21 protein-coding genes and 2 pseudogenes are annotated in these 22,896 nt (G+C 66.0%); 9 read left to right on the forward strand and 14 right to left on the reverse strand.

Annotated features, from left to right (window positions below; genetic code table 11):
- Positions 1-11: 11 nt before the first annotated feature.
- The 7 genes from C2R22_RS12875 to C2R22_RS12905 form a co-directional block, all read right to left on the reverse strand.
- Positions 12-989 carry an AAA family ATPase gene (locus tag C2R22_RS12875; RefSeq protein ID WP_103426111.1) on the reverse strand — a complete coding sequence of 326 codons (978 nt, stop codon included), beginning with the start codon at positions 987-989 and terminating at the stop codon, positions 12-14.
- Positions 986-2,092, reverse strand: a complete 1,107-nt coding sequence (locus C2R22_RS12880; protein ID WP_103426112.1) for an XdhC family protein — start codon at positions 2,090-2,092, stop codon at positions 986-988. The genes C2R22_RS12875 and C2R22_RS12880 overlap by 4 nt, the downstream gene beginning before the upstream one ends.
- 234 nt (positions 2,093-2,326) lie before the next feature.
- Complete coding sequence (locus tag C2R22_RS12885; RefSeq protein WP_103426113.1) at positions 2,327-4,810, reverse strand: aerobic carbon-monoxide dehydrogenase large subunit; 2,484 nt, start codon at positions 4,808-4,810, stop codon at positions 2,327-2,329.
- Positions 4,807-5,421 (reverse strand): (2Fe-2S)-binding protein, encoded by a 615-nt coding sequence (locus C2R22_RS12890; protein WP_103426114.1) that lies wholly within the window; start codon positions 5,419-5,421, stop codon positions 4,807-4,809. Before C2R22_RS12890 ends, C2R22_RS12885 begins: the two co-directional genes overlap by 4 nt.
- Positions 5,422-6,282 (reverse strand): FAD binding domain-containing protein, encoded by an 861-nt coding sequence (locus C2R22_RS12895; protein WP_103426115.1) that lies wholly within the window; start codon positions 6,280-6,282, stop codon positions 5,422-5,424.
- Positions 6,283-6,294: 12 nt separating this feature from the next.
- Positions 6,295-6,885: a CoxG family protein gene (locus C2R22_RS12900; RefSeq protein WP_103426116.1), complete on the reverse strand. Its 591-nt coding sequence runs from the start codon at positions 6,883-6,885 to the stop codon at positions 6,295-6,297.
- Between the two features lie 180 nt (positions 6,886-7,065).
- Positions 7,066-7,227: an AbrB/MazE/SpoVT family DNA-binding domain-containing protein gene (locus C2R22_RS12905; protein WP_103426117.1), complete on the reverse strand. Its 162-nt coding sequence runs from the start codon at positions 7,225-7,227 to the stop codon at positions 7,066-7,068.
- A 122-nt stretch (positions 7,228-7,349) separates the two neighbouring features.
- Between C2R22_RS12905 and C2R22_RS12910 the strand changes: the two genes are divergently transcribed.
- The 3 genes and pseudogenes from C2R22_RS12910 to C2R22_RS12920 all read left to right on the forward strand — a co-directional run bounded on the left by C2R22_RS12910 (position 7,350) and on the right by C2R22_RS12920 (position 9,835).
- A complete protein-coding gene (locus C2R22_RS12910) occupies positions 7,350-7,772 on the forward strand; it encodes a hypothetical protein (RefSeq protein ID WP_103426118.1) in 423 nt (140 codons plus the stop codon).
- Positions 7,773-7,881: 109 nt separating this feature from the next.
- Positions 7,882-9,092 (forward strand): annotated as a pseudogene (locus tag C2R22_RS12915) (molybdopterin molybdotransferase MoeA).
- Positions 9,089-9,835, forward strand: coding sequence for a nucleotidyltransferase family protein (locus tag C2R22_RS12920; protein ID WP_103426119.1), 747 nt, complete (start codon positions 9,089-9,091; stop codon positions 9,833-9,835). Before C2R22_RS12915 ends, C2R22_RS12920 begins: the two are co-directional and overlap by 4 nt.
- Here C2R22_RS12920 and C2R22_RS12925 read toward each other — a convergent pair.
- Complete coding sequence (locus C2R22_RS12925; protein WP_103426120.1) at positions 9,832-10,179, reverse strand: hypothetical protein; 348 nt, start codon at positions 10,177-10,179, stop codon at positions 9,832-9,834. The genes C2R22_RS12920 and C2R22_RS12925 overlap by 4 nt on opposite strands.
- A 457-nt stretch (positions 10,180-10,636) precedes the next feature.
- On the opposite strand from C2R22_RS12925, the pseudogene C2R22_RS12935 reads away from it, so the two are divergent.
- Positions 10,637-13,242, forward strand: a pseudogene (locus tag C2R22_RS12935) (heavy metal translocating P-type ATPase).
- 342 nt (positions 13,243-13,584) lie between these two features.
- On the opposite strand, the gene C2R22_RS12940 reads toward C2R22_RS12935, so the two are convergent.
- The gene (locus C2R22_RS12940) at positions 13,585-14,607 is read right to left on the reverse strand and encodes an NAD-dependent epimerase/dehydratase family protein (protein ID WP_103426122.1); all 1,023 of its coding nucleotides are present in this window, start codon (positions 14,605-14,607) and stop codon (positions 13,585-13,587) included.
- Between the two features lie 88 nt (positions 14,608-14,695).
- Here C2R22_RS12940 and C2R22_RS12945 point away from each other — a divergent pair, with 88 nt between their 5' ends.
- Both C2R22_RS12945 and C2R22_RS12950 read left to right on the forward strand, forming a co-directional pair.
- Entirely contained in the window at positions 14,696-15,358 is a 663-nt protein-coding gene (locus tag C2R22_RS12945; RefSeq protein WP_103426123.1) for a helix-turn-helix domain-containing protein, read from the forward strand.
- A 389-nt stretch (positions 15,359-15,747) separates the two neighbouring features.
- Complete coding sequence (locus tag C2R22_RS12950; RefSeq protein ID WP_103426124.1) at positions 15,748-16,026, forward strand: hypothetical protein; 279 nt, start codon at positions 15,748-15,750, stop codon at positions 16,024-16,026.
- 152 nt (positions 16,027-16,178) lie between these two features.
- Here the strand turns inward: C2R22_RS12950 and C2R22_RS12955 are convergent, their stop codons facing one another.
- Positions 16,179-16,718, reverse strand: coding sequence for a DoxX family protein (locus tag C2R22_RS12955; RefSeq protein ID WP_216824729.1), 540 nt, complete (start codon positions 16,716-16,718; stop codon positions 16,179-16,181).
- A gap of 236 nt (positions 16,719-16,954) precedes the next feature.
- Here C2R22_RS12955 and C2R22_RS12960 point away from each other — a divergent pair, with 236 nt between their 5' ends.
- A complete protein-coding gene (locus C2R22_RS12960; RefSeq protein WP_162562476.1) occupies positions 16,955-17,191 on the forward strand; it encodes a hypothetical protein in 237 nt (78 codons plus the stop codon).
- A gap of 15 nt (positions 17,192-17,206) precedes the next feature.
- On the opposite strand, the gene C2R22_RS12965 is transcribed toward C2R22_RS12960, so the two are convergent.
- The 3 genes from C2R22_RS12965 to C2R22_RS12975 all read right to left on the reverse strand — a co-directional run bounded on the left by C2R22_RS12965 (position 17,207) and on the right by C2R22_RS12975 (position 20,994).
- Positions 17,207-18,091 carry an arginase family protein gene (locus C2R22_RS12965; RefSeq protein WP_103426126.1) on the reverse strand — a complete coding sequence of 295 codons (885 nt, stop codon included), beginning with the start codon at positions 18,089-18,091 and terminating at the stop codon, positions 17,207-17,209.
- A 216-nt stretch (positions 18,092-18,307) separates the two neighbouring features.
- Complete coding sequence (locus C2R22_RS12970) at positions 18,308-20,647, reverse strand: heavy metal translocating P-type ATPase (protein WP_103426127.1); 2,340 nt, start codon at positions 20,645-20,647, stop codon at positions 18,308-18,310.
- Between the two features lie 152 nt (positions 20,648-20,799).
- The gene (locus C2R22_RS12975; protein WP_103426128.1) at positions 20,800-20,994 is read right to left on the reverse strand and encodes a heavy-metal-associated domain-containing protein; all 195 of its coding nucleotides are present in this window, start codon (positions 20,992-20,994) and stop codon (positions 20,800-20,802) included.
- A 175-nt stretch (positions 20,995-21,169) separates the two neighbouring features.
- Here C2R22_RS12975 and C2R22_RS27475 point away from each other — a divergent pair, with 175 nt between their 5' ends.
- Entirely contained in the window at positions 21,170-21,346 is a 177-nt protein-coding gene (locus C2R22_RS27475; RefSeq protein WP_394342394.1) for a hypothetical protein, read from the forward strand.
- A gap of 7 nt (positions 21,347-21,353) precedes the next feature.
- Here the strand turns inward: C2R22_RS27475 and C2R22_RS12985 are convergent, their stop codons facing one another.
- Complete coding sequence (locus C2R22_RS12985; RefSeq protein WP_103426130.1) at positions 21,354-21,707, reverse strand: winged helix-turn-helix transcriptional regulator; 354 nt, start codon at positions 21,705-21,707, stop codon at positions 21,354-21,356.
- Positions 21,708-21,896: 189 nt separating this feature from the next.
- Between C2R22_RS12985 and C2R22_RS12990 the strand changes: the two genes are divergently transcribed.
- On the forward strand, positions 21,897-22,682 hold the full coding sequence (locus tag C2R22_RS12990) for an SDR family NAD(P)-dependent oxidoreductase (protein WP_103426131.1): 786 nt from the start codon (positions 21,897-21,899) through the stop codon (positions 22,680-22,682).
- The last annotated feature ends 214 nt before the right edge of the window (positions 22,683-22,896 follow it).

Raw genomic sequence — 22,896 nt, forward strand, 5'->3', positions numbered from 1 at the left:
CGCGCTCAGGTTCAGGAGTCGCCCGTGCCGTCGCTCGTCGCCTGTTCGACCTGGCCATCCGCGCTTCGCTCGCTTTGCTCGCCGTGTTCGCTCGCCTCGCGCGCCTCACGCGCCGCCCGTTCGAGGCGTTCCAGCAGCGTCGAGTCCACCCGCTGGACGTCTTCGACCTCCTTCAACAGGGTGCCGATGGTGCGCTCTATCTCCTCGGCGTCGATGTCGGAGTCGTCGTCGGGCGGGCGGAGTTCGGCCACGGCCCGCGCCCAGTCGAGCGTCTCGGCGACGCCCGGTCGCTTGAGGAACGCGTTCTCGCGGAGTTCCGCGACGATGGCACACACCTCGGCGGCGACCGTCGCGTCGAGTTGGGGCACCTTCCGCCGGACGATTTCCCGCTCCGTCTCGTAGGAGGGCGCCTCGACGTGCAGGTACAGACACCGCCGCTTGAGCGCGTCCGACAGCCCTCTCGTCCGGTTCGAGGTGATGATGACGATGGGGGGCGTCTCCGCCGCGACGGTCCCGAACTCCGGGATGGTGACCTGAAAGTCCGAGAGCACTTCGAGGAGGAACGCCTCGAACTCCTCGTCGGCGCGGTCGACCTCGTCGATGAGCAGGACGGGCGGGGTGTCGCCCTCGTGGGTGAGCGCGCGCAGGAGCGGTCGCTCGAAGAGGTACTCCTCGGAGAAGACGCCGTCCTCGACGGTGTCGCCCGACTGCACGGCGAGAAGCTGTTTGGTGTAGTTCCACTCGTAGAGGGTGTTCTCCGCGGCGAGCCCCTCGTAACACTGCAGCCGAATGAGTTCCGTCTCGAAGCTCTCGGCCAGCACCTTCCCGAGTTCGGTCTTTCCCGACCCGGGTTCGCCCTCGATGAGCAGCGGCTTACCCAACCGAAGCGCGAGGTACACCGTGGTGACGAGCGTATCGTCGGCGACGTAGTCGGCTCCCTCGAACCGCTCGCGGAGTTCCTCCTCGGAGACGGAGTCGACCACGGTCACGACTCGACACGCTCCAGGAACCGCGGGGGGTCGTCGACGAACGTCTCCTGACAGCCGACGCCGCAGAAGTGGTAGGTCGTCCCCTCGTGGGTAGCGGTCACCGCCGCCTCGCCGACGACGACGTCCATCCCGCAGACCGGGTCGGTGACGACCTCCGGTTCCGATTCTTCCGTCTCCATCTCGCTCCCGCCCTCGTCCTCGACCGGCTTGTCAGTGTCGGACACGGACTCGGCGAACACACCCCCCGTCTCGTGGGTACGCCGCACCGCGACGAGTTCCGCGAGCACGCTCACGCCGACCTCTTCGGGGCTCTTCGCTCCGATGTCGAGGCCGGCGGGCGAGGTGACCGCCTCCCGAACGTCGTCGGGCGAGCGGCCGGTTCGGTCGGCGACGCGCTCGCAGAGTTCGTCCGCGCGGCGTCGGCTGGAGACGAGGCCGATGTACGGGACCCCCGCGTCGAGCGCCGCGGCGACGGTGACGTCGTCGGTCGCGCCCATCGACGCGGCGACGACCCACGTGGCACCCCGGAGTTCAGCCGCGAGCGCGTCGACGTCGTCGGTCGCGGTCTTCACCTCGTCGGCTCCCTGCACCTCGCTCCCCCGCGGAACGACGGCGGTCACCTCGAACGAGAGTTCGCTCGCGAGGCGGACCACGGCGCGCCCGATGGGCGAGTCGCCGACGACGACGAGGCGCGCCGCCGTCGTCACCGGTTCGATGAACAGTTCCAGGGTGCCCTGGCTGTGACACGTCATCGGAAACGCCTCCAGGCCGGGGCGAGCCACCGAATCGGGGTCGGGCGCGATGCCGACGAGTTTCGGCGTCCCGTCTCGGAGCGCCGCCTGCGCCTCGCGGATGGCGACCGACTGAGCGCAGGCGACACCGCCGATCCAGCCGAGTAACTCGCCGTCGGGCGTGATGATGGCTCGGTCGCCCACGTGCGCCGACACGGGCGCCTCCCGGCGGACGACGGTCACCCGTGCGAACGGGCGACCCTCTTTCGTGAACTCTCGGGCGACTCGGTCGACGGTCTCCGGGGAGGCGGCGGCGTCTCGCGAACGTTCTCCCTCGTTCGTCTGGGTCTCGGCGTCGGTATCGTCTGTCATCTGAGCGGTGGTGTCTGGGAGTCGTGTCGTGAACCGGTGAGCCGGTAACGCGGTGAAACGAGCGGCGAGCGGTCGCGTCCCCCGCCGACGGCGCGTCAGCACCGTCAGCGCGGGTACGATGCGGTTCGCGGGCCGCGTGCGTGGTGTCGTGGTCGGTGTGATCGTGTGTGGCGAACGGCAGGTGTCGACGGGACGGGGGTCGAAACCCCCGGCGTGGTCCCGTCGGCGACGGGTTCAGTCGTCGGCGGGCGTCTCGCCGGCGTCGAACTCGAAGCGTTCGGCCGGGTCGAGCGTCAGCCCTGCCTCGTTCAGGACGGACCAGACGCGGTCCGGGGTCATGGGCATGTCGATGTGGCGCACGCCGGCGTGGGCCATCGCGTCGACGACGGCGTTGACGATGGCCGGCGGCGACCCCACCGTGGGGGACTCGCCGACGCCCTTCGCGCCGATGGGGTGGTGCGGCGACGGCGTCACCGTGTAGTCGGTGTCCATGTGGGGAATCTCCATCGCCGTCGGCAGGAGGTAGTTCATGAAGTCTCCTGCCGTCACGTTGCCGTTGTCGTCGAACGTGACCTCTTCGAGCATCGCGGTGGCGATGCCCTGCGCGAGGCCGCCGTGGACCTGTCCCTCGATGACCATCGGGTTGATCCGGTTCCCGCAGTCGTCGAGCGCGTAGAACTTCCGGATGTCCACCTCGCCCGTCTCGCGGTCGACCTCGACGACGCAGACGTACGCCCCGAACGGGAACGTCATGTTCGGCGGGTCGTAGTAGTCCACTGCCTCTAATCCGGGCTCCTCGTTCGCCGGCGAGTTGGTGTAGGAGGCAAACGCGACCTCCTTCATCGTCACCCCGCGGTCGGGTGCGCCCTTGACCTGGAACGCGCCCGAGGAGCGGTCCCAGACGATGTCCTCTTCTGCGACCTCAAGTTCGTTGGCGGCGATGCTCTTGGCCTTCTCGCGGACCTTCCGGGCGGCGACCGCAGTCGCGGCACCGCCGACCGGCGTCGACCGGGAGGCGTACGTTCCTAACCCGTAGGGGTCGGTGTCGGTGTCGCCGTGTTCGACCGTGATGTCCTCGACGTCGAGGCCCAGTTCTTCGGCGACGATCTGGGCGAACGTCGTCTCGTGGCCCTGACCCTGCGTCTGGACGCCGATTCGGACGGTGGCGTTCCCCGTCGGGTGGACGCGAATCTCGGCGGAGTCGAACATCTCGACGCCGGCGATGTCGCACTGCTTGCCGGGGCCCGCGCCGACGATTTCGGTGAACGTCGAGAAGCCGATTCCCAGCAGTTTGTCGTCATCGGCGTCGAGACGGCGCTGTTGCTCCTCGCGGAGGCCGTCGTAGTCGACGGCGTCGAGCGCCTTGTCGAGCGCGCGCTCGTAGTCGCCGGAGTCGTAGGTCCATCCCGTCGCCGACTCGTACGGGAACGCCTCCTTCGGGATGAAGTTCTTCCGCCGAATCTCGGCGGGGTCCATGTCCAGTTCCTGCGACAGGACTTTGACCATGCGCTCGATGAGGTAGACCGCTTCTGTCACCCTGAACGAACACCGGTAGGCGATGCCGCCCGGGGCGGTGTTGGTGTAGGCCGCGTCGAGCTTACAGTACGCCGCCGGGACGTCGTACGACCCGGTGAATATCTTGAAGAAGCCCGCCGGGAACTTCGACGGCTGGGCCGCGGCGTTGTACGCGCCGTGGTCGGCGAGCACGTCCACGTCGATGCCCTGGATGATTCCGTCCTTCGTGGCGGCGACCCGGCCGGTCATCTCGTAGTCGCGGGCGAAGTGCGTCGTCTGAATGTTCTCCGAGCGCTCCTCGACCCACTTCACGGGCTGGCCGATGACGTACGACGCCGCGGCGGCGATGACGTACCCCGGATAGATGGGCACCTTGTTCCCGAAGCCGCCGCCGACGTCGGGGCTGACGATGCGCACCTTGTGTTCGGGGATGCCCGACACCATCGAGAACAGGGTTCGGTGCGCGTGGGGCGCCTGCGAGGTGAGGTGGACCGTCATCTTCTCGTTGGCGGTGTCCCAGTCGGCCACACACCCACAGGTCTCGATGGGCGCGGGGTGGATGCGCTGGTAGTACATGTCCTGTTCGACGGTGACGTCGGCGTCCTCGAACGCCTTCTCGGTCGCCTCCTTGTCGCCGGTCTCCCAGGTGAAGATGTGGTTCGAGTCGTTGTCCTCGATGTCGTCTCGGACCAGCGGCGCGTCGGGTTCGAGCGCCTTCCGCGCGTCGACCACCGCATCCAGCGTCTCGTACTTGACCTCGACCTTGTCGGCGCCGTCCTTCGCGATGTAGCGGTCGGTGGCGATGACGGCGGCGACCTCCTGGGACTGGAACTTCACCTTGTCCTGGACCAGGACGTCCTGGGTGTCGTCCATCAGCGTCGGCATCGTCGCCAGGTCGTACTCGGCGAGGTCCTCCGCGGTGAGGACGGCGACGACGCCGTCGACGTTGAGCGCCCGCTCCTTGTTGATGGACTTCACGTACGCGTGGGCGTGAGGACTCCGGACGACGTGGCAGTGGAGCATCCCGTCCTTCTTGATGTCGTCGACGTAGTTGCCGCGACCCGTGATGAAGCGGCGGTCCTCCTTGCGCTTGACCTCTTGGCCCATCCCGCCGCGACCGTGTCCGTGGTGGGCCTCGGGGTCGGGACCACCGTCCTCGTCGTGTCGGTACTTCGCGTCGGGTTTCTCGGTCTCGCTGCTCATCGGTCTTCCTCCCCGAAGTCGACGTCACAGCCGCAGCCCGACCCACATTCGAACCCGCCGTCGGCGGCGGCCTCCTGCTCTTGGGGGTTCTCGACCGGCGACTCGGGGGGTTCGCGGTCGTTGTACACGTCCGCGGCGTACTGGATGGACTTGACGATGTTCTGGTAGCCGGTGCAGCGACAGAGGTTGCCGCTGATGTTCTCTCTGATCTCCGCCTCGGTCGGGTCCGAGTTCTTGTCGAGGAGCGCCTTGCCCGCCATGATCATCCCGGGCGTGCAGTAGCCGCACTGCAGGCCGTGCATGTGGCGGAAGCCCTCCTGGATGGGGTGGAGGTCGTCCGAGCGGCCCATACCCGCCTCGGGGAGGTCCGCCATCCCCTCGACGGTGGTCACGTCGCTCTCGTCGGCCTGAACGGCGAACATGAGACACGACTTGACCGCCTCGCCGTCCTTGTAGACGGTGCAGGCGCCGCAGTTGCCCGTGTCACAGCCGATGTGCGTGCCGGTGAGGTCGAGGTCCTCGCGGATGGCGTGGACCAGCAGTCGACGGGGTTCGACGCTCAGTTCCCGCTCGGTGCCGTTGACGGTGATGGTGATGTCTTTCTGGCTCATTTATCTGGCACGCTCCACGGCCGAAGCGAGCGCTCGCTGGGTCAGGACGCGCGTCATGTTCTCCTTGTAGTCGGCGCTGCCGTGTTCGTCCGACTCCGGATGGGCGGTCTCGGCCGCGGCCTCGCCCGCCCGCTTGAACAACTCGCCCGAGGGCTCCTCGTCGACGAGTCTCTCCTCGGCCTCCGGGACGGCGATGTTCGTGATGTCGACGGCCGTGAGGGCGACGCCGGCGTCGACGATGACGCCGTCTTCGAGCACGACGCGGGCGGCGACCCCGACCATCGCGTAGTCGCCGACCTTGCGCTTCAGCTTGTGGTAGGCGCTCCCCTCGCCTTCGGCGGGGACGGGGACGCGAAGCTCCGTGATGAGCTCCGTCTCGTCCAGCATGTTGTCGTACGGGAGGAGGAAGAACTCCTCGGCGGGGATGGTCCGCTCGCCGTCGGGGCCGTTGGCGACGACTTCGCCGTCGTGCGCCAGGAGGACGGTCCCCCAGTCGCCCTTCGGGTCGGACTGTGCGACGCTGCCGACGACCGTTCCCCTGTTTCGGATCTGCGGGTCCGCGACCAGCGGCGCGGCGTCGAAGAAGCTCCCGTACTTCTCGGCGATGAGGTCGGACTCCTCGACGTCGACGTGCCGGCAGAGCGCGCCGATGCGGAGGCTCCCCTCGGCTTCTTCGAGGAAGTCGAGTTCCTCGACGCGGTTCAGGTCGATGACGGTCTCGGGGCGCGCGAGCCGAAAGCGCATCATCGGGATGAGGCTCTGCCCCCCCGCGAGGATGGCCGGTTCGTCGAGGCTGTCGAGGAGGCTCACGGCCTCGTCGACCGTCGTCGGTTCGTGGTGTTCGAATTGGGCTGCTTTCATGATACGGCTGGGTCAGAGGAGTCCACTGAGTCGGTCGCGAATGCCGCTCGACTTCTCGGACTCCTCGAACCCGGTCATCTGCTTCTGGATGTTCTTGAAGAAGTTCGAGACTATCTTGTCCGCCACGGGGTTCATCACGCGTCCGCCCAGCTGTGCGATGCGGCCGGAGACGTCCGCCTGTGTCCCCCACTTGACGGTCGACCCCGTCTCGGTCTCCTCGATGTCCATCCACGACTCCATCTCGAAGCTGCTGTTCGAGGCGTCGCCGCCCCCGGTCGCAACCATGTGCGGGAACTCCCGTTCCTTGATCGTGACGCGCGTCTCGAACCGCGGCTTGACGCTCCCGACGCCGACCTGCATCAGCGCGGCGTAGACGCCGCCCTCGACGAACGCCCGCTCCGCGACCACTTCGGGGTCCGCGTCCGGCAGCGTCTCGATGTCCTCCTCGGGTTCGTATTCGTCGAAATTGAAGTCTTCTCCGTCGATCCTCGTGATGTAGCGACACCCCTTGAGGGCGTCGCGTACGGCGATTGGATCCGAGAGAACGATCCACGCGTCCTCTGGCGATACTCCGTCTAATTCGAATTCACCACTGAACTCCATTTTTGTACTAGCCCCTATGCGAGTGCTAAGACTCGTGCTTGTGACTCTCATCCACTCGCATAAACGTTACTGAAGGACCGGACGATTCGTATCAGCGGAAAACCAGATGAGGGAGAGCGCGGGCGGTGAACGCGGGGAACGCGGAAGGCCGGGCGGGTCGTCGCCGACTCCCGTCGGGGGTCAGTCGTCCGCCGACGGGACGACCTTGCGGACGATGACGTGGCCGTCCTCGACGTGCCACTCGACCCGGTCGCCCTCGCCGACGTCGAGGAAGTTCCGAACGGGCTTGGGGATGGTTGTGAGGTTCTTCTCCGATATCTTGGTGTCCGCGAGCATTCCCATAGGGTTCACCTAGGGCGTGCATAGATGCGGGGCGTAATCAACGTTGCCGTGGTCGGCGGTCGTCTCGGCCGTGAGCGCCGTCGCCACCTGGTATTATGCCCCACTACGCGTAGGGAGCGGCCATGGACTGTGCGCCATTCTTCGAACTGGTCGACGAACTGGTCGACGACTCCCTCGTTCGCCCCCGACGGACACAGACGGGAGGGCAGTGCGTCGTCGACTTCTTCCACCCGTCGACGGCGGCGCGACTCGGCGACGACAGCCTCGTGACCGCGTTCAACCGCAGCGGCATCGTGTGGGCACCGCCGGCGCGCAGACTCGGCGTCCAGCTTCGGATCCCGGAAGCGGACGAGGAGCGGGTCAGAGCGGCGCTCGAACGGGGACCGTTCCCGGTCGAGCGCACCGACCACCGGGGCGCGTCCGCGCCGGACGGCGAGATGGTGATGCTCGTCCACTACGCCATCCGCGAGACCGACGTGGACGACGACGACCTGCGGGCGGCGCTGGCGGCGGTCGCCGCTGCGCTCGACGTTCCTCACGAGTGACTCGCCTGCTCTCGCAGGTGTGTGAGAGGATTTAACAACCACCCTCGCCAACCCGCGGAGCGTGACACAGGACACCCCCGACGCCGACGAGTCGCCGCCGTACGACGCGATGCTGTCCATCCCCGAGGCGACGCGGCGCGTCCACGCGCTCCGGCAGTCCGTCCTCGAAACCCGCGCGACGGAGGCCGTCCCGCTCTCCGACATCGGCGGCCGCACGCTCGCGGCCGACGTCGTCGCCGAGGCCGACCAGCCGCCGCACTCGCACGCGACGATGGACGGCTTCGCGTTCGACGCGACGGACGACTACCCGCTCCGCCTCCGCGACGTCTCGGTGTTCCCCGAGGACGACCCCCCGGAACTCGGGGATGGAGAGGCGGTCCGCATCGCCACGGGCGCACCGCTCCCGGCGGGCGCGAACGCGGTCCTCAAGCGCGAGGAGGCGACGGTCACGGGAGAGGGCGAGGAGCACCTCGACGGGCCGACCCTCGCGCCGTGGACGTACGTCTACCGCCGCGGGAGCAACGTCTCGGCGGGCGAGACGCTCTTCACCGCGGGGGAGCGCCTCTCGCCGAAGGACGCCATCTTGCTCCGTGACCTCGGGCACGAGTCCGTCGAGGTCCACGAGCGGTTCTCGGTGGCGTTGCTCGCCACGGGGACGGAGATACACGAGGGGCGACACACCGACCTCGACTCGCCGATGCTCGCCGCCCTCGTCGACGCGTGGGGACACGAGGCGACCTACGAGGGGTCGGTCCCCGACGACTACGACACGGTCCGCGAGCGCGTGCGGGAACTCGCCGCCGAGTACGACGTCGTCGTCACCACCGGGGGACGAGCGTCGGCCGGAAGGACTACGCCGTCCGGACGCTCGCGGACCTCGGCGAGGTGCTCTTTCACCGCGTCCGCATCCGCCCGGGCAAACCGATCGCCGTCGCCGACCTCCCCGAGTTCGATGCCGTCGCCTTCGCCATCCCCGGCAAACCCGTCGGCGCGCACGCCGTCACGACGCTCGTCGCGCGGCCGTTCTTCGTCGGCGACACCGAACGGCCGACGGTGACGGCCACGCTCACGAGAGGGTTCGACATCGGCGCCGAGGGGTTCGACTACGTCGTCCCGGTGACGCTGTCGGGGGATGGGAGAGAGGCGCTCCCGCTCGGGCACGTCGACTCCCCGCTGACCGTCTACGACGAGACGTTCGACCCGAGCGTGCTGTCCTCCAGCACGCGCGCGACCCGCGCGGACGGGTTCGTCGTCACCGACACGGGCCTGAGAGCCGGAACCGCGGTCGACGTCGTGCCGTACGACGTCGTCGAGCGATGACCGGGCGGGACGACGAGCGTCGGGGAGACGCTGACGCGCGAGGCACCGACGGCGACCCGAGAGGGGAGGGACTGCCGGTCGTCCACCCGCCGACGGGCGCGGACGCGACGAAGACGACTGAAGCGACGGAGCCAACGGGAGACGACCCCGCCCCGCGCGTGGCCGGCGTCCTCCTCGCCGCGGGGACGAGTTCGCGGTTCGGCGCGGCGAACAAGCTACTCGCTTCCCTCGACGGGGACCCGCTCGTCCGTCACGCCGCTCGGACGCTCGTCGACGCCGGCCTCGACCCACTCGTTGCCGTCGTCGGCCACGACGGGGACCGGGTCGCCGCCGCGCTCGACGGCCTCGGCTTCACAGTCGTCGTGAACCCCGACTACGAGGAGGGACAGGCGACGTCGGTTCGACGCGGGGTCGAGGCGCTCACAGACGACCGCGAAGGCGAGCGGGTCGACGCCGTCGTCTTCGCGCTCGGCGACATGCCCGCGGTCGCCCCCGAGAGCGTGCGGGCGCTCGTCGACGTCTTTCGAACGGGGGAGTGGACGGCGCTCGCGGCCGCCTTCGAGGGAAAGCGGGGGAATCCGGTCCTCTTCGACCGCCGCCACGTCGACGCGCTGACCGACGTGTCGGGGGACAGGGGCGGCCGTCGAATCCTCCGGGAGGGCGAGCGCTCGGCGCTCGTCGAAACCGGGGACGAAGGCGTCCGACACGACGTGGACACGCCGGCGGACCTCGACCGACGCTAGTCGTCCGCCGGCCGCACCCACTGGTGGAGGCCGTGTCTGGAGAGCCGTTTGACCGCCGCGGGCGACGGTGCCCGCTGCTGGAGGCTGGGGCCGACGAGATACCGGCCGGTCTCGTCGAACCGCGGCCCCTCACGGAGGAGGCCCCGGTCACACATCGTCGTGAGTACGTCGGCGACGGTCCGTTCGCGCCCGGAAATGAGGTTGGCCTCCTCGACGACGCTGTCGACGTCGACCCAGCCGCGGAGATACGCGAGTCTAATGGCGGCGACCCAGGCCGGTTCGCGGTTCAGTTCTCGACACATGAGGTGGAGGCGCGACGGCACCGACCCGCACGGGCGCGTCACGCGGTCTGTCTCTCCGTAGGACGCTGGATGATATATAAACCGACCGTTCGGGTCAATATCGCGCGTTCGGGGAGCGGTCGGCGGGCGCGTCGGTCACCCCATCGACCTCCCGGTGTGCCTCCTCGGCGGTCCGCTCACAGCGGTCACAGCCCGTCCTCCCGACGGCGCTGGTCGTCGACAGACCGACCAGTACGTGGTCCGTTCTCGTGCCGAGGTCCCTTTCGAGAGTTCGGCTCGACCCGGACGGCCCCGTCGGAACCACGGATCGCTGCCGTCTCGGCACTCGGTGGCTGTGACGACTCGCTCCGTTCGCGGGAACGAGCGGCGGGAGCCACGGTGCGGCGGATGGAACCGAACCGGATTCCCACCTCCACTTTCGATTCCAAGAAATCACGGGCACATTACCGAACGTCAGAAAGAGAAACCACGTTGAATAGGGAACCCGTACTAGAGTGTAATGAGCCAGCGTCGCAGTCAGATCGATATCCGGGGGATGAGCTGTGCGAACTGTTCGCAGAGCATCGCCGACGCCGTCGGCTCCCTCGACGGAGTGACGGAGGTGAACGTCAACTACGCGACCGACGAGGGCACCGTCGCGTACGACCCCGAGGGGGTGTCGCTCGGCCGGATCTTCGAGGCCATCGAGGACGCCGGCTACCGCCCGGTCACGGCGTCGGTGACCGTCGGCATCACGGACATGTCGTGTGCGAACTGCGCCGAGACCGTCCAGGAGGCGCTCGAACGCCTTCCGGGAGTGGTTCGCGCCGACGTCAACTACGCGACCGACGAGGCGCAGGTCACGTACAACTCTGGGGAAGTGAGCCCCGGCGACGTCTACGACGCCATCGAGGACGCGGGGTACACGCCGGTCCGCGAGGACGGGACGAGCGGGGACGGCGAGTCGGGGACGAGCGCGAGAGACGCGGCGCGGGCGTCCGAACTCCGTCGACAGCGCCGGCTGACGCTGTTCGGCGCGGCGCTCTCTCTCCCCTTGCTCTTCTTCCTCGTCGAGAAGCTCCTCCTGGGTGGAGGCGTCCTCCCCGACCGCGTCTTCGGAGTCGCGTTCGGATGGGTCGAGTTCCTCCTCGCCACGCCCGTGCAGTTGGTGCTCGGCTGGCCGTTTTACAAGAACTCGTACAAGGCGCTCGTGAAGAACGGCCGCGCCAACATGGACGTCCTCATCGCGCTGGGGTCGACGACGGCGTACGTCTACTCGGTGGCCGTCCTGAGCGGACTGATCGCCGGCGGGATCTACTTCGACACCGCGGCGCTCATCCTCGTGTTCATCACGCTCGGGAACTACCTCGAAGCCCGCTCGAAGAGCCAGGCCGGCGAGGCACTTCGGAAGCTCCTGGAGATGGAGGCCGAGACGGCCACCCTCGTCGACGAGGACGGAAACGAGGAGGAGGTCCCGCTCGAAGACGTCCAGGTCGGCGACCGCATGAAGGTGCGGCCCGGCGAACAGGTCCCGACGGACGGCGTCGTCGTGGAGGGCCAGTCGGCGGTCGACGAGTCGATGGTCACCGGCGAGTCGGTCCCCGTCGAGAAGGGCGAGGGCGACGAGGTGGTCGGGTCGACCATCAACGAGAACGGCGTCCTCGTCGTCGAGGCGACCAAGGTGGGCAAGGACACGGCGCTCCAGCAGATCGTCCAGACGGTGAAGGAGGCCCAGTCGCGCCAGCCCGACATCCAGAACCTCGCCGACCGCATCTCGGCGTACTTCGTTCCCGCGGTCATCGCGAACGCCCTCCTCTGGGCCGTCGTCTGGTTCCTCTTCCCCGGAACGCTCGCGGGGGTCGTCGAATGGCTCCCGCTGTGGGGGCTCGTCGCCGGCGGTCCGGCCGTCGCCGGGGGCACGGTGTCGGTGTTCGAGTTCAGCGTCGTCGTCTTCGCGAGCGCCGTCCTCATCGCCTGCCCCTGTGCGCTCGGGTTGGCAACGCCGGCGGCGACGATGGTCGGCACGACTATCGGCGCACAGCACGGCGTCCTGTTCAAGGGTGGCGACGTCCTCGAACGCGCGAAGGACGTCGACACGGTCGTCTTCGACAAGACGGGGACGCTCACCAGAGGCGAGATGGAACTGACCGACGTCGTGGCGTTCGAGGACGGCACGCCGGTCGCCGGCGGTGAGGCGGCGGCGGACGGAGGACAGCTGACGACCCCGAGCGGCGCACCGAGGGGGAGGTGCTCCGCCTCGCCGCCGCCGCCGAACGCGGAAGCGAACACCCGCTCGCGCGGGCCATCGTCGACGGGGCGCGAGACCGCGGTATCGACGTCCCCGAGCCCGAGAGCTTCGAGAACGTCCCCGGACACGGCGTCCGCGCCACCGTCGACGGGAGCGAGGTGCTCGTGGGCAACCGCAAACTCCTGCGCGACAACGGCGTCGACCCGTCCCCGGCGGAGGGGACGATGGAACGGCTCGAACGCGAGGGCAAGACGGCGATGCTGGTCGCGGCCGACGGTGAGCTCCTGGGCGTCGTCGCCGACGCCGACACGGTCAAAGAGAGCGCGGCCGACGCGGTGCGCGCCTTGCAGGAACGCGGCGTCGACGTGATGATGATCACCGGCGACAACGAGCGCACCGCCCGTGCGGTCGCCGAGCAGGTCGGCATCGACCCCGCGAACGTCCGTGCGGAGGTCCTCCCCGAGGACAAGTCCGACGCGGTCGAGGCCGTCCAGTCGGAGGGTCGGAAGGTGATGATGGTCGGCGACGGCGTCAACGACGCCCCCGCGCTCGCCGTCGCGTACGTCGGGACCGCCATCGGTAGCGGGACCGACGTCGCCATCGAGGCCGCCGACGTGACGCTGATGCGTGACGACCCGCTGGACGTGGTGAAGGCCGTTCGGATCTCGGAGGCGACGCTCGCGAAGATCAAACAGAACCTCGTGTGGGCGCTGGGTTACAACACGGCGATGATCCCGCTCGCCTCCCTCGGACTGCTCCAGCCCGTGCTCGCCGCCGGGGCGATGGCGTTCTCCTCGGTGTCGGTGCTGGCGAACAGCCTGCTGTTCCGGCGGTACGCGCCCGAGGAGGACTACCGACTGCTGTACCGCTGGCGGTAGCGAGGCGAGGAGGGGCGGACGCCGTCGGGAGCCCATCGGCTCTGACGGGGCGAATCCAGAATCTGTCGGGGCATCAGCTAGTCGTGAGAGACTGATAAAAAGGCTGAGACGGGTGCTCAGAATCGCGTTGTCTGTGCCTTCCCCACTCAGACCATAAAAACCGAACTCGAATCTCTCGATCCACAGTCGATATCGGGACGGGCCACAGGTCTGACAGCGTTGCACCCGAACAGGGGGACGATGGCTATAACCGTGTCAAGGCAGCACTGGTCTGGCCATCGCGAACGACCCGGGCGATCTTCAGTCATCGATCCGTCTCCCCGTGATTGATTCGACCGCCGGTTAGGGTCCGGCCATCACGGCCGAGAGCGATTCGGCGGTCCCCGCCCCGCCCCATTCGTACCCGGTCGACGATTCCCGGATCGTGCCGTCAGTCGCCCACGTCCCGACGACCTGTTCGAGCCCCTCCCGGTAGGTAGGGAAGGACGGCTCCCAGCCGACCGCCCGGCGGAAGCGGTCGGCGTCGGTGGGGAACGACTTCGTGAGCACGTTCACCTGTTCACGGCCGACGAAGTACCGGGCAAGCCACCCGGGGACCCGGCGGGGCGACGGTGCGTCCAGTTCGGTCGCGAACGCGTCGAAGAAGTCGGCCACCGTCACCGGCTCGTCGTCAACGACGTGGTAGAGTCCGGTCACCTCGGCGTCCATCGCGGCGACGAACGCCGACGCCGCATCGTCGGCATGGAGCAGCGAAAGCGCCGCGTCCCGACGACCCAATGGGCCACCACCGACGATCGGCAAGTCCCCGGCGAGGAGCTGTTCACCCATTTGGTGAGTGTGGCCCGCGTCCGGGGCGTAGAGAAAGCCCAGTCGCAGGATGGTAACGTCGAAGTCGCGTTCCGAGGCGGCTTGCGTGAGGAGGTCTTCGACGTCGGCTGCGGACTGCGTGGCCCGGTCCGGGTGACGGTCGGCGCCCTCGTCGAACGGCGACCCGTCAGGCAGGCGAGCGATCCAAACGATACTCGGGAAGTAGAACCGCTGGACGCTCTCGTCGGCGGCCGCCAGCAGGTTCCGGGTCCCCTCGACCCGGACACGATCGTTGCGGGCCCAGTCCTCGTCGGTCGGCTTGTCCTTCACCGGGAGCGCGGTTTGGGCGGCCACGACTGCTTGAGCGCCCGCCATCGCGGTAGTGAGCGACTCGGGTTCGAGCACGTCGCCGTAACGAGCAGTTCCGCCCCGAGCCTCGACGAGTGCCGCTCCGTCGTCGTCCCGGACGAGTCCGGTTACGTCGTGTCCCACGTCGGTGAGACGTTCGACCAGCCGGCGTCCGATGACGCCCGTCGCTCCCGCAATGAATATTTGCATGGTAGTTCCAGGTAGGCGCTTCAGCGTCGAAGCGTCACTGCCGGAATCCTATGGGGGGTTTAAGCCGAGGAGAACGTAGCTTCTCTCGATGCGACACGTCCGGTTGACCGTTACGCCGGTCGACGGCGAGGGCGACCTCCCTACCATGTACCGGGTGCTCTCGGCCGCCCCCTACCTTGACCGCGTGGTCGGCCTCCACTGGAACGTCTCGGGTGACCGACTCGGTCTGATGGTCTACGCTGAGGGCGACGCCGACGCGTTCCGGGAGGAGGTTCAGACGGTTCCCGAAGTGGTGGACTTCGAGATGGTATCGGCGGACGAGGAGGGCTTCTACGCGTTTCTCCGGAACGAGTTGAACGCGCTGTCGCGGCGCCTTTTCGGCACGTTCACGCGCGGGAGCCTGCTCGTCGTGCCGCCGCTGGTCTACGGCGGCGACGGCTCGGTGACATTCTCGATGGTAGGACCGACCGAGGAGGTGCAGGCCGCGATCGAGGAGGCACCCGAGGCATTTGAGGTAACGGTGAGCGCGGTAGGCGGGCTGGGGGCGACGCCGGGACTCGATAGAACGTTGCTCTCCCCACGCCAGCGCGAAGCCGTCAAAGTCGCCCTCGAGGTCGGGTACTACGACATCCCACGCCAAGGAGACTACGCAGTCATCGCCGAGCGGATGGGCTGTGCGCCCAGCACGGCGGCCGAACATCTGCGGAAAGCAGAGTCGAAAGTGCTTCGGGCGACGTTCGCCACCGAGTGACGCGTCCAGGCGCAGTTCCGACCGTTCGACGGCGGGTCGCTCCGACCCAGCTCCGGGCGTCAACGTATCTCTCCGCGTCGTGCATCTCGTTGAACGACAATAGGATTCAAACGACACCCAGGGTCATCGGTGCCCTGTTCATCGCGGCGGTGTTCGCTGTCGCCGGCCTGCTGTCCTTCGACCCGATACTGAACAACCCCGACGACCCTAGCCGCGGGACCGATGAAGCACGGCCGAGACGTGGCGTGGGCGTGTTCGAACTGCTCACGGCGGCGGTCGGACCGCGCTGGCATTCTCCCCGGTCCTGCGACGGTACGCTGAAAGCGCCACTCCCGTGTACGTCGCGTTCAGAACCGTCAAAGTCGTCCTGATGTCGTCAGGCCGACGGCATGCTGGCACTGCGCCAAGACGTCGCAGGTGACGCCGGCTTCGACCCGGCGGGGCTCCTCGTCGTCGATGGGGTCCTACGGTCGAAATACTCGCTGACGATGATCGTCGTGCAGAGCTTCGTGCTGGTCATCAACACCGCGCTGTACACCATCGTATGCTTCCAGGCGGTCTGGTTCCGTGCCCGCTCACTATCAGGGATTTACGGCGGTGGCCTTCGTCATGGTGACAGCTCTGCTCGAACTGTTCGATGTAATCGACTGGCTTCCCAGCCGGAATAGCGCTGGCCGTCCCGGTGTTCGCCTACGTGATGTCGCTGGCGGTATCACTCGTCGTGAAGGAGTTCTCGAACGCGGAGACTGCACCCGGAGCCAGGAGCGACGAACCGTACATCGCGGTCGAACCGCTCCCAGCACCCCGGCCGGGAAGGTTGTCACCGTCGGGGAGTGGCGCCTTCAGCCACGGTATCCGATTCGAGTGCCGTCGAGGAGTCCGAGCGAGCCGTCCACAGCAACAGGACGATGAATCCCAGCTGAACCAGGGTGCGGAACCAGAACGGGGTGGCTGGGGTCCCGCCGACACCGATCCCTTCTCGTGCCGCGACGACGTTTGCGGGGAACATCGCCACGAGCAGAAGCGCCAATCCGACCGCGGTGACGCGGGCGATCGAGCGCCGGAGCAACCCGACGGCTCCGGCCAGTTCGAGTACCCCGGTGACCGTCACGATGGCCGCCGGGTAGGGGAGGATCTCGGGGACGAGCCGGACTAGGTCGGAGCGGGTGGCGGTGAAATGTGAGAGGCTCGTCACCGCGAACGTGCAGGCGAGACCGTAGCGGGCCGCGTTCCGCCAGGAACTGGCCGATTCGACGCCGAGCGTACCCAGGAGTCGGGTCGCGACTGTCACCGCGACGAGAACAACGAGTGGGTCGACGAAGTACGGGTTCTCGGTCACCGTCGCTACGGTGGTGCTCATCGGTTCGGCGAGTGCTATCGGTTGAGTAAATCCTGACGTCCCATCGCCGCTTTCGATTCCGGTGAATCCCGTCGGTCCGACGACTTCCGCGGCCTGTGCAAGTGACATACAGACGTCGGTAGCGACTCTGGGGTCCAGTCACTTTCACCCATATGTGGGAACCGCTCGGGGACGCGCCGCGTCAGCGGAAGGCTCAGGCCGGCCGCCGTCCACTACTCGTGACGGACGACCCGCCGATGATACAAAGCACACTCCGCGTTCGACTGCCCGACGGTCTGTGGATCGGGGAGGTCTCCCGGTCCGTGCCGGCGGCCACCTTCGAGTTGCTCGCCGGTATCGACGCAGCGCCTCGTGCGGTCGAACTTGGGCAGGTCCACGCGGCCGACCCGGCGGCGATCCTCGACACCATCGACTCACACGACGCCATCGGCGACCTCGAAGTGCAAGACTGGATTCCAGACATCGTCTCGTGACCAATTTGGCCAATTTCAGTCCGCGTCGATCTGGTCGCAAATAGTCGCTGCCAGCTCGAAGGCCGCCGTCAGGACCCGTTCGTCCTCGTCGTACGTTGGATCGTACGCCGTCAGCGCAGCGGCCCGAATCTCGAAGCGCTTCCCAACCATTCGGATCGCGTCTTGGAGCAGGTCGAGGGAGAGTCCCCCGGGGGGCGCGAAACCGTTTGCGGGACCTATCCGGGTCGCGTCGAGGACGTCGAGGTCGATGTGAAGATACACGCCGTCAACCCGTGTCTGCAGAGAGGACAGTGGATCGACGAACGAGGCGAAAGAATCCGGCTCGGTGAGTTCTCCTGCGTCGACGTGGGCTATCCTCGAGTGTTCCACCCGATCCGCTTCGCCGCCGTCGAGTTCGCGGGTCCCGACGAGGAGTGCGTTTTGCACCGGCACCGGCGTGAGACTCGGAAGTCCGCTACAGAGTGCGTCCCAGCACGACCCAGTCAGTGTCGCGAGCGCCATACCGTCGAAGAACCCCGAGGCGGACGTGTCCGGGGTGTTGTAGTCTCCGTGCGCGTCGAACCAGACAATCCCGGGGGGAGTCACGGATCCGTCGACAGCCGCTCCGAGACCGGCACACGTGCCGAGACTGCTATTACAATCGCCGGCGAGGACGAGCGGGAAGCGACGCTCCTGTACGGTCGCTTGAACCCGGTCCGAGAGGACCGAGTTGAGATCCATCGCGGCACCGATTTCATGCGAGAATGCGCTCGGACGGTCGACCCGTTCGACTACAACCTCGTGACCGCGATCGCGGAGCTGCCTCCCCATGCCTGCCGAAACGAGTCGATCGGGTCCGCGCCCGATGCCGGACCGTTCCCGTCCGTGGTGGTACGGTACTTGGAGTAATTGTACGCTCATGAAACGACCTCGTTCGGTTCTCCGACGCTACCGGCCGTGGTAAATCTTCGCACCTCTCGGCCGAGAGTACTGGATACAGTGACGGACGTGTACACAGCCACACAGCGTCGACAATACAAAATCGAGGCGTGGCGTGGTGGGAATAGCAGTATCTGCAGACCGCGGGATCGATGACTGCATAGCGACACTTGACCGAAAGCAGTCCTCCCGAAGCGATTAGAGAGAGTTCGAGTCTTCAGGTTGCGCGTCAATCGGTAGTGTCCCTCCTGGAAGCTCGGGGATGGACAGATCCACCCGCCGGAGCAGTTGCGCGTTGACTGCGACGATGACCGTACTCAGCGACATCAGGAGCGCGCCCACAGCGGGCGACAGCAGAATCCCGATCGGAGCCAACACGCCCGCTGCGAGCGGGAGTGCGAAGACGTTGTAGCCGGCCGCCCAGACGATATTCTCCTGCATCTTCCGGTAACTCGCCTTGCTGAGCTTCACGAGCCGAACCACGTCCATCGGGTTGTTCTGGACGAGGATGACGTCGGCCGACTGGACTGCGACGTCGGTGCCGCTTCCGATAGCGATGCCGACGTCCGCTCGCGTCAACGCCGGCGCGTCGTTCACGCCGTCGCCAACCATCCCCACGAGCTTGCCCTGATCTTGGAGTTCCCGCACCTTCTCGTCCTTGTCCTCGGGAAGGACCTCCGCGAACACCGTGTCGATGCCCAGGTCGTCGGCGACGGCGGTGGCGACGTCTCGGGAGTCACCGGTCAGCATCGCTACCTCGATGCCCAGGTCGTGCAGGGCGTCGACGACTCGGAAACTCTCCTCGCGGATCACGTCGGCCATCGCGAATGCGGCGATCAACTCCCCTCCGCGAACGAGGTACACCACAGTCTGGGCGTTTTGGCCGGCTTCGTCAGCGAAGCGCTGGAGGTGGTCGGGAACCTCGCTATCGAGTTGGGTCAACAGGTTCGGCCCGCCAACGTACACCTCGTTTCCGCTGTCGGACCCGTCCGATGGGCCTCCGGCGAAGCCGGAGACGTCGACTGTCGCACGGACGCCCCTCCCTTTGATGGCCTCGAAGTCGGACGCGTCAGGAGCGGTGAGGTCTCGCTCCGTGGCGGCCTCGCGGATGGCTCGCGCGATCATGTGCTCTGAGTCGCTCTCAACGGCCGCCGCCAGCGCGAGCGCATCCTCCTCGGCGACGCCGTCGACTGTCGCCATATCGACGACGCCGTGCTCGCCTTCGGTGAGCGTCCCTGTCTTGTCGAAGATGATGGCGTCCAAATTTCTCGCCTCTTCCATCGCGATGCGGTCGCGAACGAGCATCCCGTTACGAGCGGCGAGAGACGTGTTGATCGCGACGACCAGCGGGATCGCGAGTCCGAGCGCGTGCGGGCAGGCGATGACGAGCACCGTTACGACGCGCTCGATAACCGTTGCGTCGAACGAGACCGCGATTGTCCATCCGATTGCTGTCACGACTGCGGCCGCGAGGGCGACGTAGAACAGCCAGCCGGCCGCTCTGTCGGCCAACACCTGCGTTTGAGACTTGCTCTGCTGGGCTTCCTCGACGAGTCGCATGATGCCCGCGAGCGTCGTCTCCTCGCCCGTCGCACCGACACGCACACGGAGGCTGCCGTCACCGTTGATCGTCCCGCCGATGACCTCGTCACCGGGCTCCTTCGAGACCGGTTTCGACTCACCCGTAATCATCGACTCCTCGACGTCTGAATCACCCTCCTCGACGGTTCCGTCAGCAGGGACACTCGCGCCCGGTCGGACGAGCACGAGGTCACCTTGGGTGAGTTCACCGACAGGGACTTCCTCGGTCTCACCGTTGTCGGTGATCCGCTCGGCGGTGTCGGGCATCAGCTTCGCCAGTTCGTCGACCGCGCTTGAGGCACGTCGCACCGACCGCATTTCGATCCAGTGCCCGAATAGCATGATGTCGATCAGCGTGACGAGTTCCCAGAAGAACGCCGACTGTGCAGGGAAGATGACGGTGGCCAGGCTGTAGACGAACGCGACGCTGATTGCCATCGAGATGAGCGTCATCATCCCCGGCGACCGATCTTTCAGCTCCGGCACTGCCATTTGGAGGAACGGAACCCCACCGTACGCGAAGACGAGTACCGCGAATACGGGGTTGATCCATTCGCTACCCGGGAACGCTGGGACAGAGAACCCGAGCCACTCCTGTAGCATTTCGCTGTACAGAAGGACGGGAATCGACAGGAGTGACGAGACGAAAAAGCGCCGTCTAAACATCTGCTCGTGACCCTCGTGCATGCCGCCATGGCCCTCGCCGTGCTCCCCGTGGGCACCGTTTTCGTGGCCCTCGTCCTCGTGTCCTGCGTGCTCGTGGTGCCCGTTTAGAGCCGTCTCACCCTCAGCGGCAGGTTGAGCTTTCTCCTCCAATAGTCCCTGTTCTACTTGTTGCTCGTCTGGCTCGTCGACAACTTTGTCGTGGTCGCTGGGTCTGTGCTGGCGGTGGCTGCCGTTATCCTGCTGGTTTTTCCCTCCTGTGGGGTTCTTGTTTTCGTCTTTGTTATCATCCATGAGTCATTTTCTCTCTCTTGTGGTGGTTCCGCAGGCTTCCTGTACGTTCGGGCCCTGAAACCGTGCGACAGGGTCGGTGTGGGCGAACTCCGAAGAGAACGGAGAGTCGTTCATCTAGGAGTGTTCGATGCTATCCTCAGATTGCGTATTAGTCAGATGTGAGCGGTATACCCCGCGTTTTCGACGGTCTCTACGAGTGTCGTGGCGTCCGCGTCACCATCGACGCTCACCTGTTCTTCCTCTCGGTCGACGGTCACGTCGGTCACGCCAGAGACATCTTGAAGCGCCTCTTCGACCGTCTGTTCACAGTGACCGCAGGTCATTCCCTCTACGGTGATAGTCGTCATACAGGAGCACATACGTCACCCTCCCTTTAGCGGATTTCTCCTTCGATTAATCGGCAATACCCCCAGAAAAACTTTAGAATCGAAGTAATTCCGACGTCGTGATTTAGTCGCCTGTAAACGTTGATCCGCCATGCGCAATCTCGACGAAACGGATCTCGAAATTCTCCAGATCTTGATGTCGAACGTTCGTTGTCCGTATAGTGATATTACGGACGTCGTCGGTCTCTCGTCTCCGGCCCTCTCGGATCGAGTTACGAGACTACAGTCTGAAAGAAAGATAACGACACGATCGAAGATTACTGCCCCAAGTGCGGCGAGACGATGGAGACTCCCGATACGGTCCGTTTCGTGAGGTGTCTCTATAAATTTAGCCAGTTACCGGCCCACGAATCGATCTCGTCGAACATAGACGAGAGCGAGCGTCCCTTCTCAGTCAGAGCGTAGTGGACTGACACCGCACCATCGGCATCCACCCGGCGCTGGACGAGGTCGTTCTCTTCGAGATCACCCAGTACCCGCGATAGTGTGTGCGAACTCGCGTTCGTCGACCGTTTCAACTCGTTGAATCGCTTCTCACCCTCCAATAGAGTGTCGACGACGATCCACTGCCACTTCGAGCCGATCTGATCGAACGTGTGAACTAGAGAACACGTGGTGCTACTGTTCTGGTTCTGGAGTGAGGACGAACCGCCGCAGGGGGTACATGATTCCATGGTCGAATCCTACCCGAGTACTACGACAACTGCAATATGTATAGGTTCGGTTACACAGGTGTAACCTAATTCCATTCATATTACCAAATTGATATATTCGGGCCAATACAAGCAGGAGCGTGGTGAACCGCGTCGGGAAGCGACGAAGACGCAGAACAGCGAACCACGATTAGAGAGGAGATACTCGAAATGGTAACACTCACAGACACGACGTCAGTACAGGGACTCGAAAACAAGGTTGCGCTCGTCACGGGCGCTACGTCGGGGATCGGGCGCGCAGCGGCGCTCGCACTCGGACGGAATGGAGCAAGCGTCGTCGTTGCCGGGCGGCGCGGGGCCGAAGGCAAAGAGACGGTCGAGCAGATCGAACAGACGGGGAGCGACGCGATCTTTGTCCGAACTGATGTAACCGACGAGTCCGCAGTCGAGCACCTCGTCGATCGGGCCGTCGAGAGCTACGACGGACTGGACATCGCAGTCAACAACGCCGGTAACGTCGGCCGGCCGGGACCGCTTGAGGGCCTCACGGACGAGGACTGGGAATACACACTAGATGCGAACCTTCGCGGTGTCTGGCTTTCGCTGAAGTACGAGCTCCCGGCGATGCGCGAGAACGGCGGTGGAACCATCATCAACACCGCCTCGGAATTCGGGCACGTGGGGGCCGAAAACTTCGGAGCCTACGCGGCAGCGAAGCACGGCGTGGTCGCCCTCACGCGCGTGGCCGCGCTCGAAGGGGCGACCGATGACATCCGTGTCAATGCAGTGAGCCCCGGAATCGTGCTCACGCCGATGACCGAGGGCGTGTTCGGCGGTGCCGAAGCGGTCCGCGAGCAAACCGCGGCTAATCACCCGCTCGGCCGGATAGCTGACCCGGAGGAGATCGCCGAAGCGATCGTCTGGCTCGGGTCGGACGCGGCGTCGTTCGTTTCTGGGGAGGCACTTCGGATAGATGGGGGAAAGGCGGCTCGATAGAAACCGAATCGGTTCAGCGGGATGTCGACCGACAATAGATTCAGCCTCTCCATCCACGAGAACGACACCGATTTTCAGGCTTCCGGTTCCTCGGGCATTTTTACCGATTGACACTGTTCCTCATCGGTACTCAAACCGATCGAGGGGATAGTGATCGGTGAATAAATCGGGAAAAAATACTGGTTACAACCCCTCTAATTGTGACTGGACGTCG

This window comes from Salinigranum rubrum, assembly GCF_002906575.1.
Classification (GTDB): domain Archaea; phylum Halobacteriota; class Halobacteria; order Halobacteriales; family Haloferacaceae; genus Salinigranum; species Salinigranum rubrum.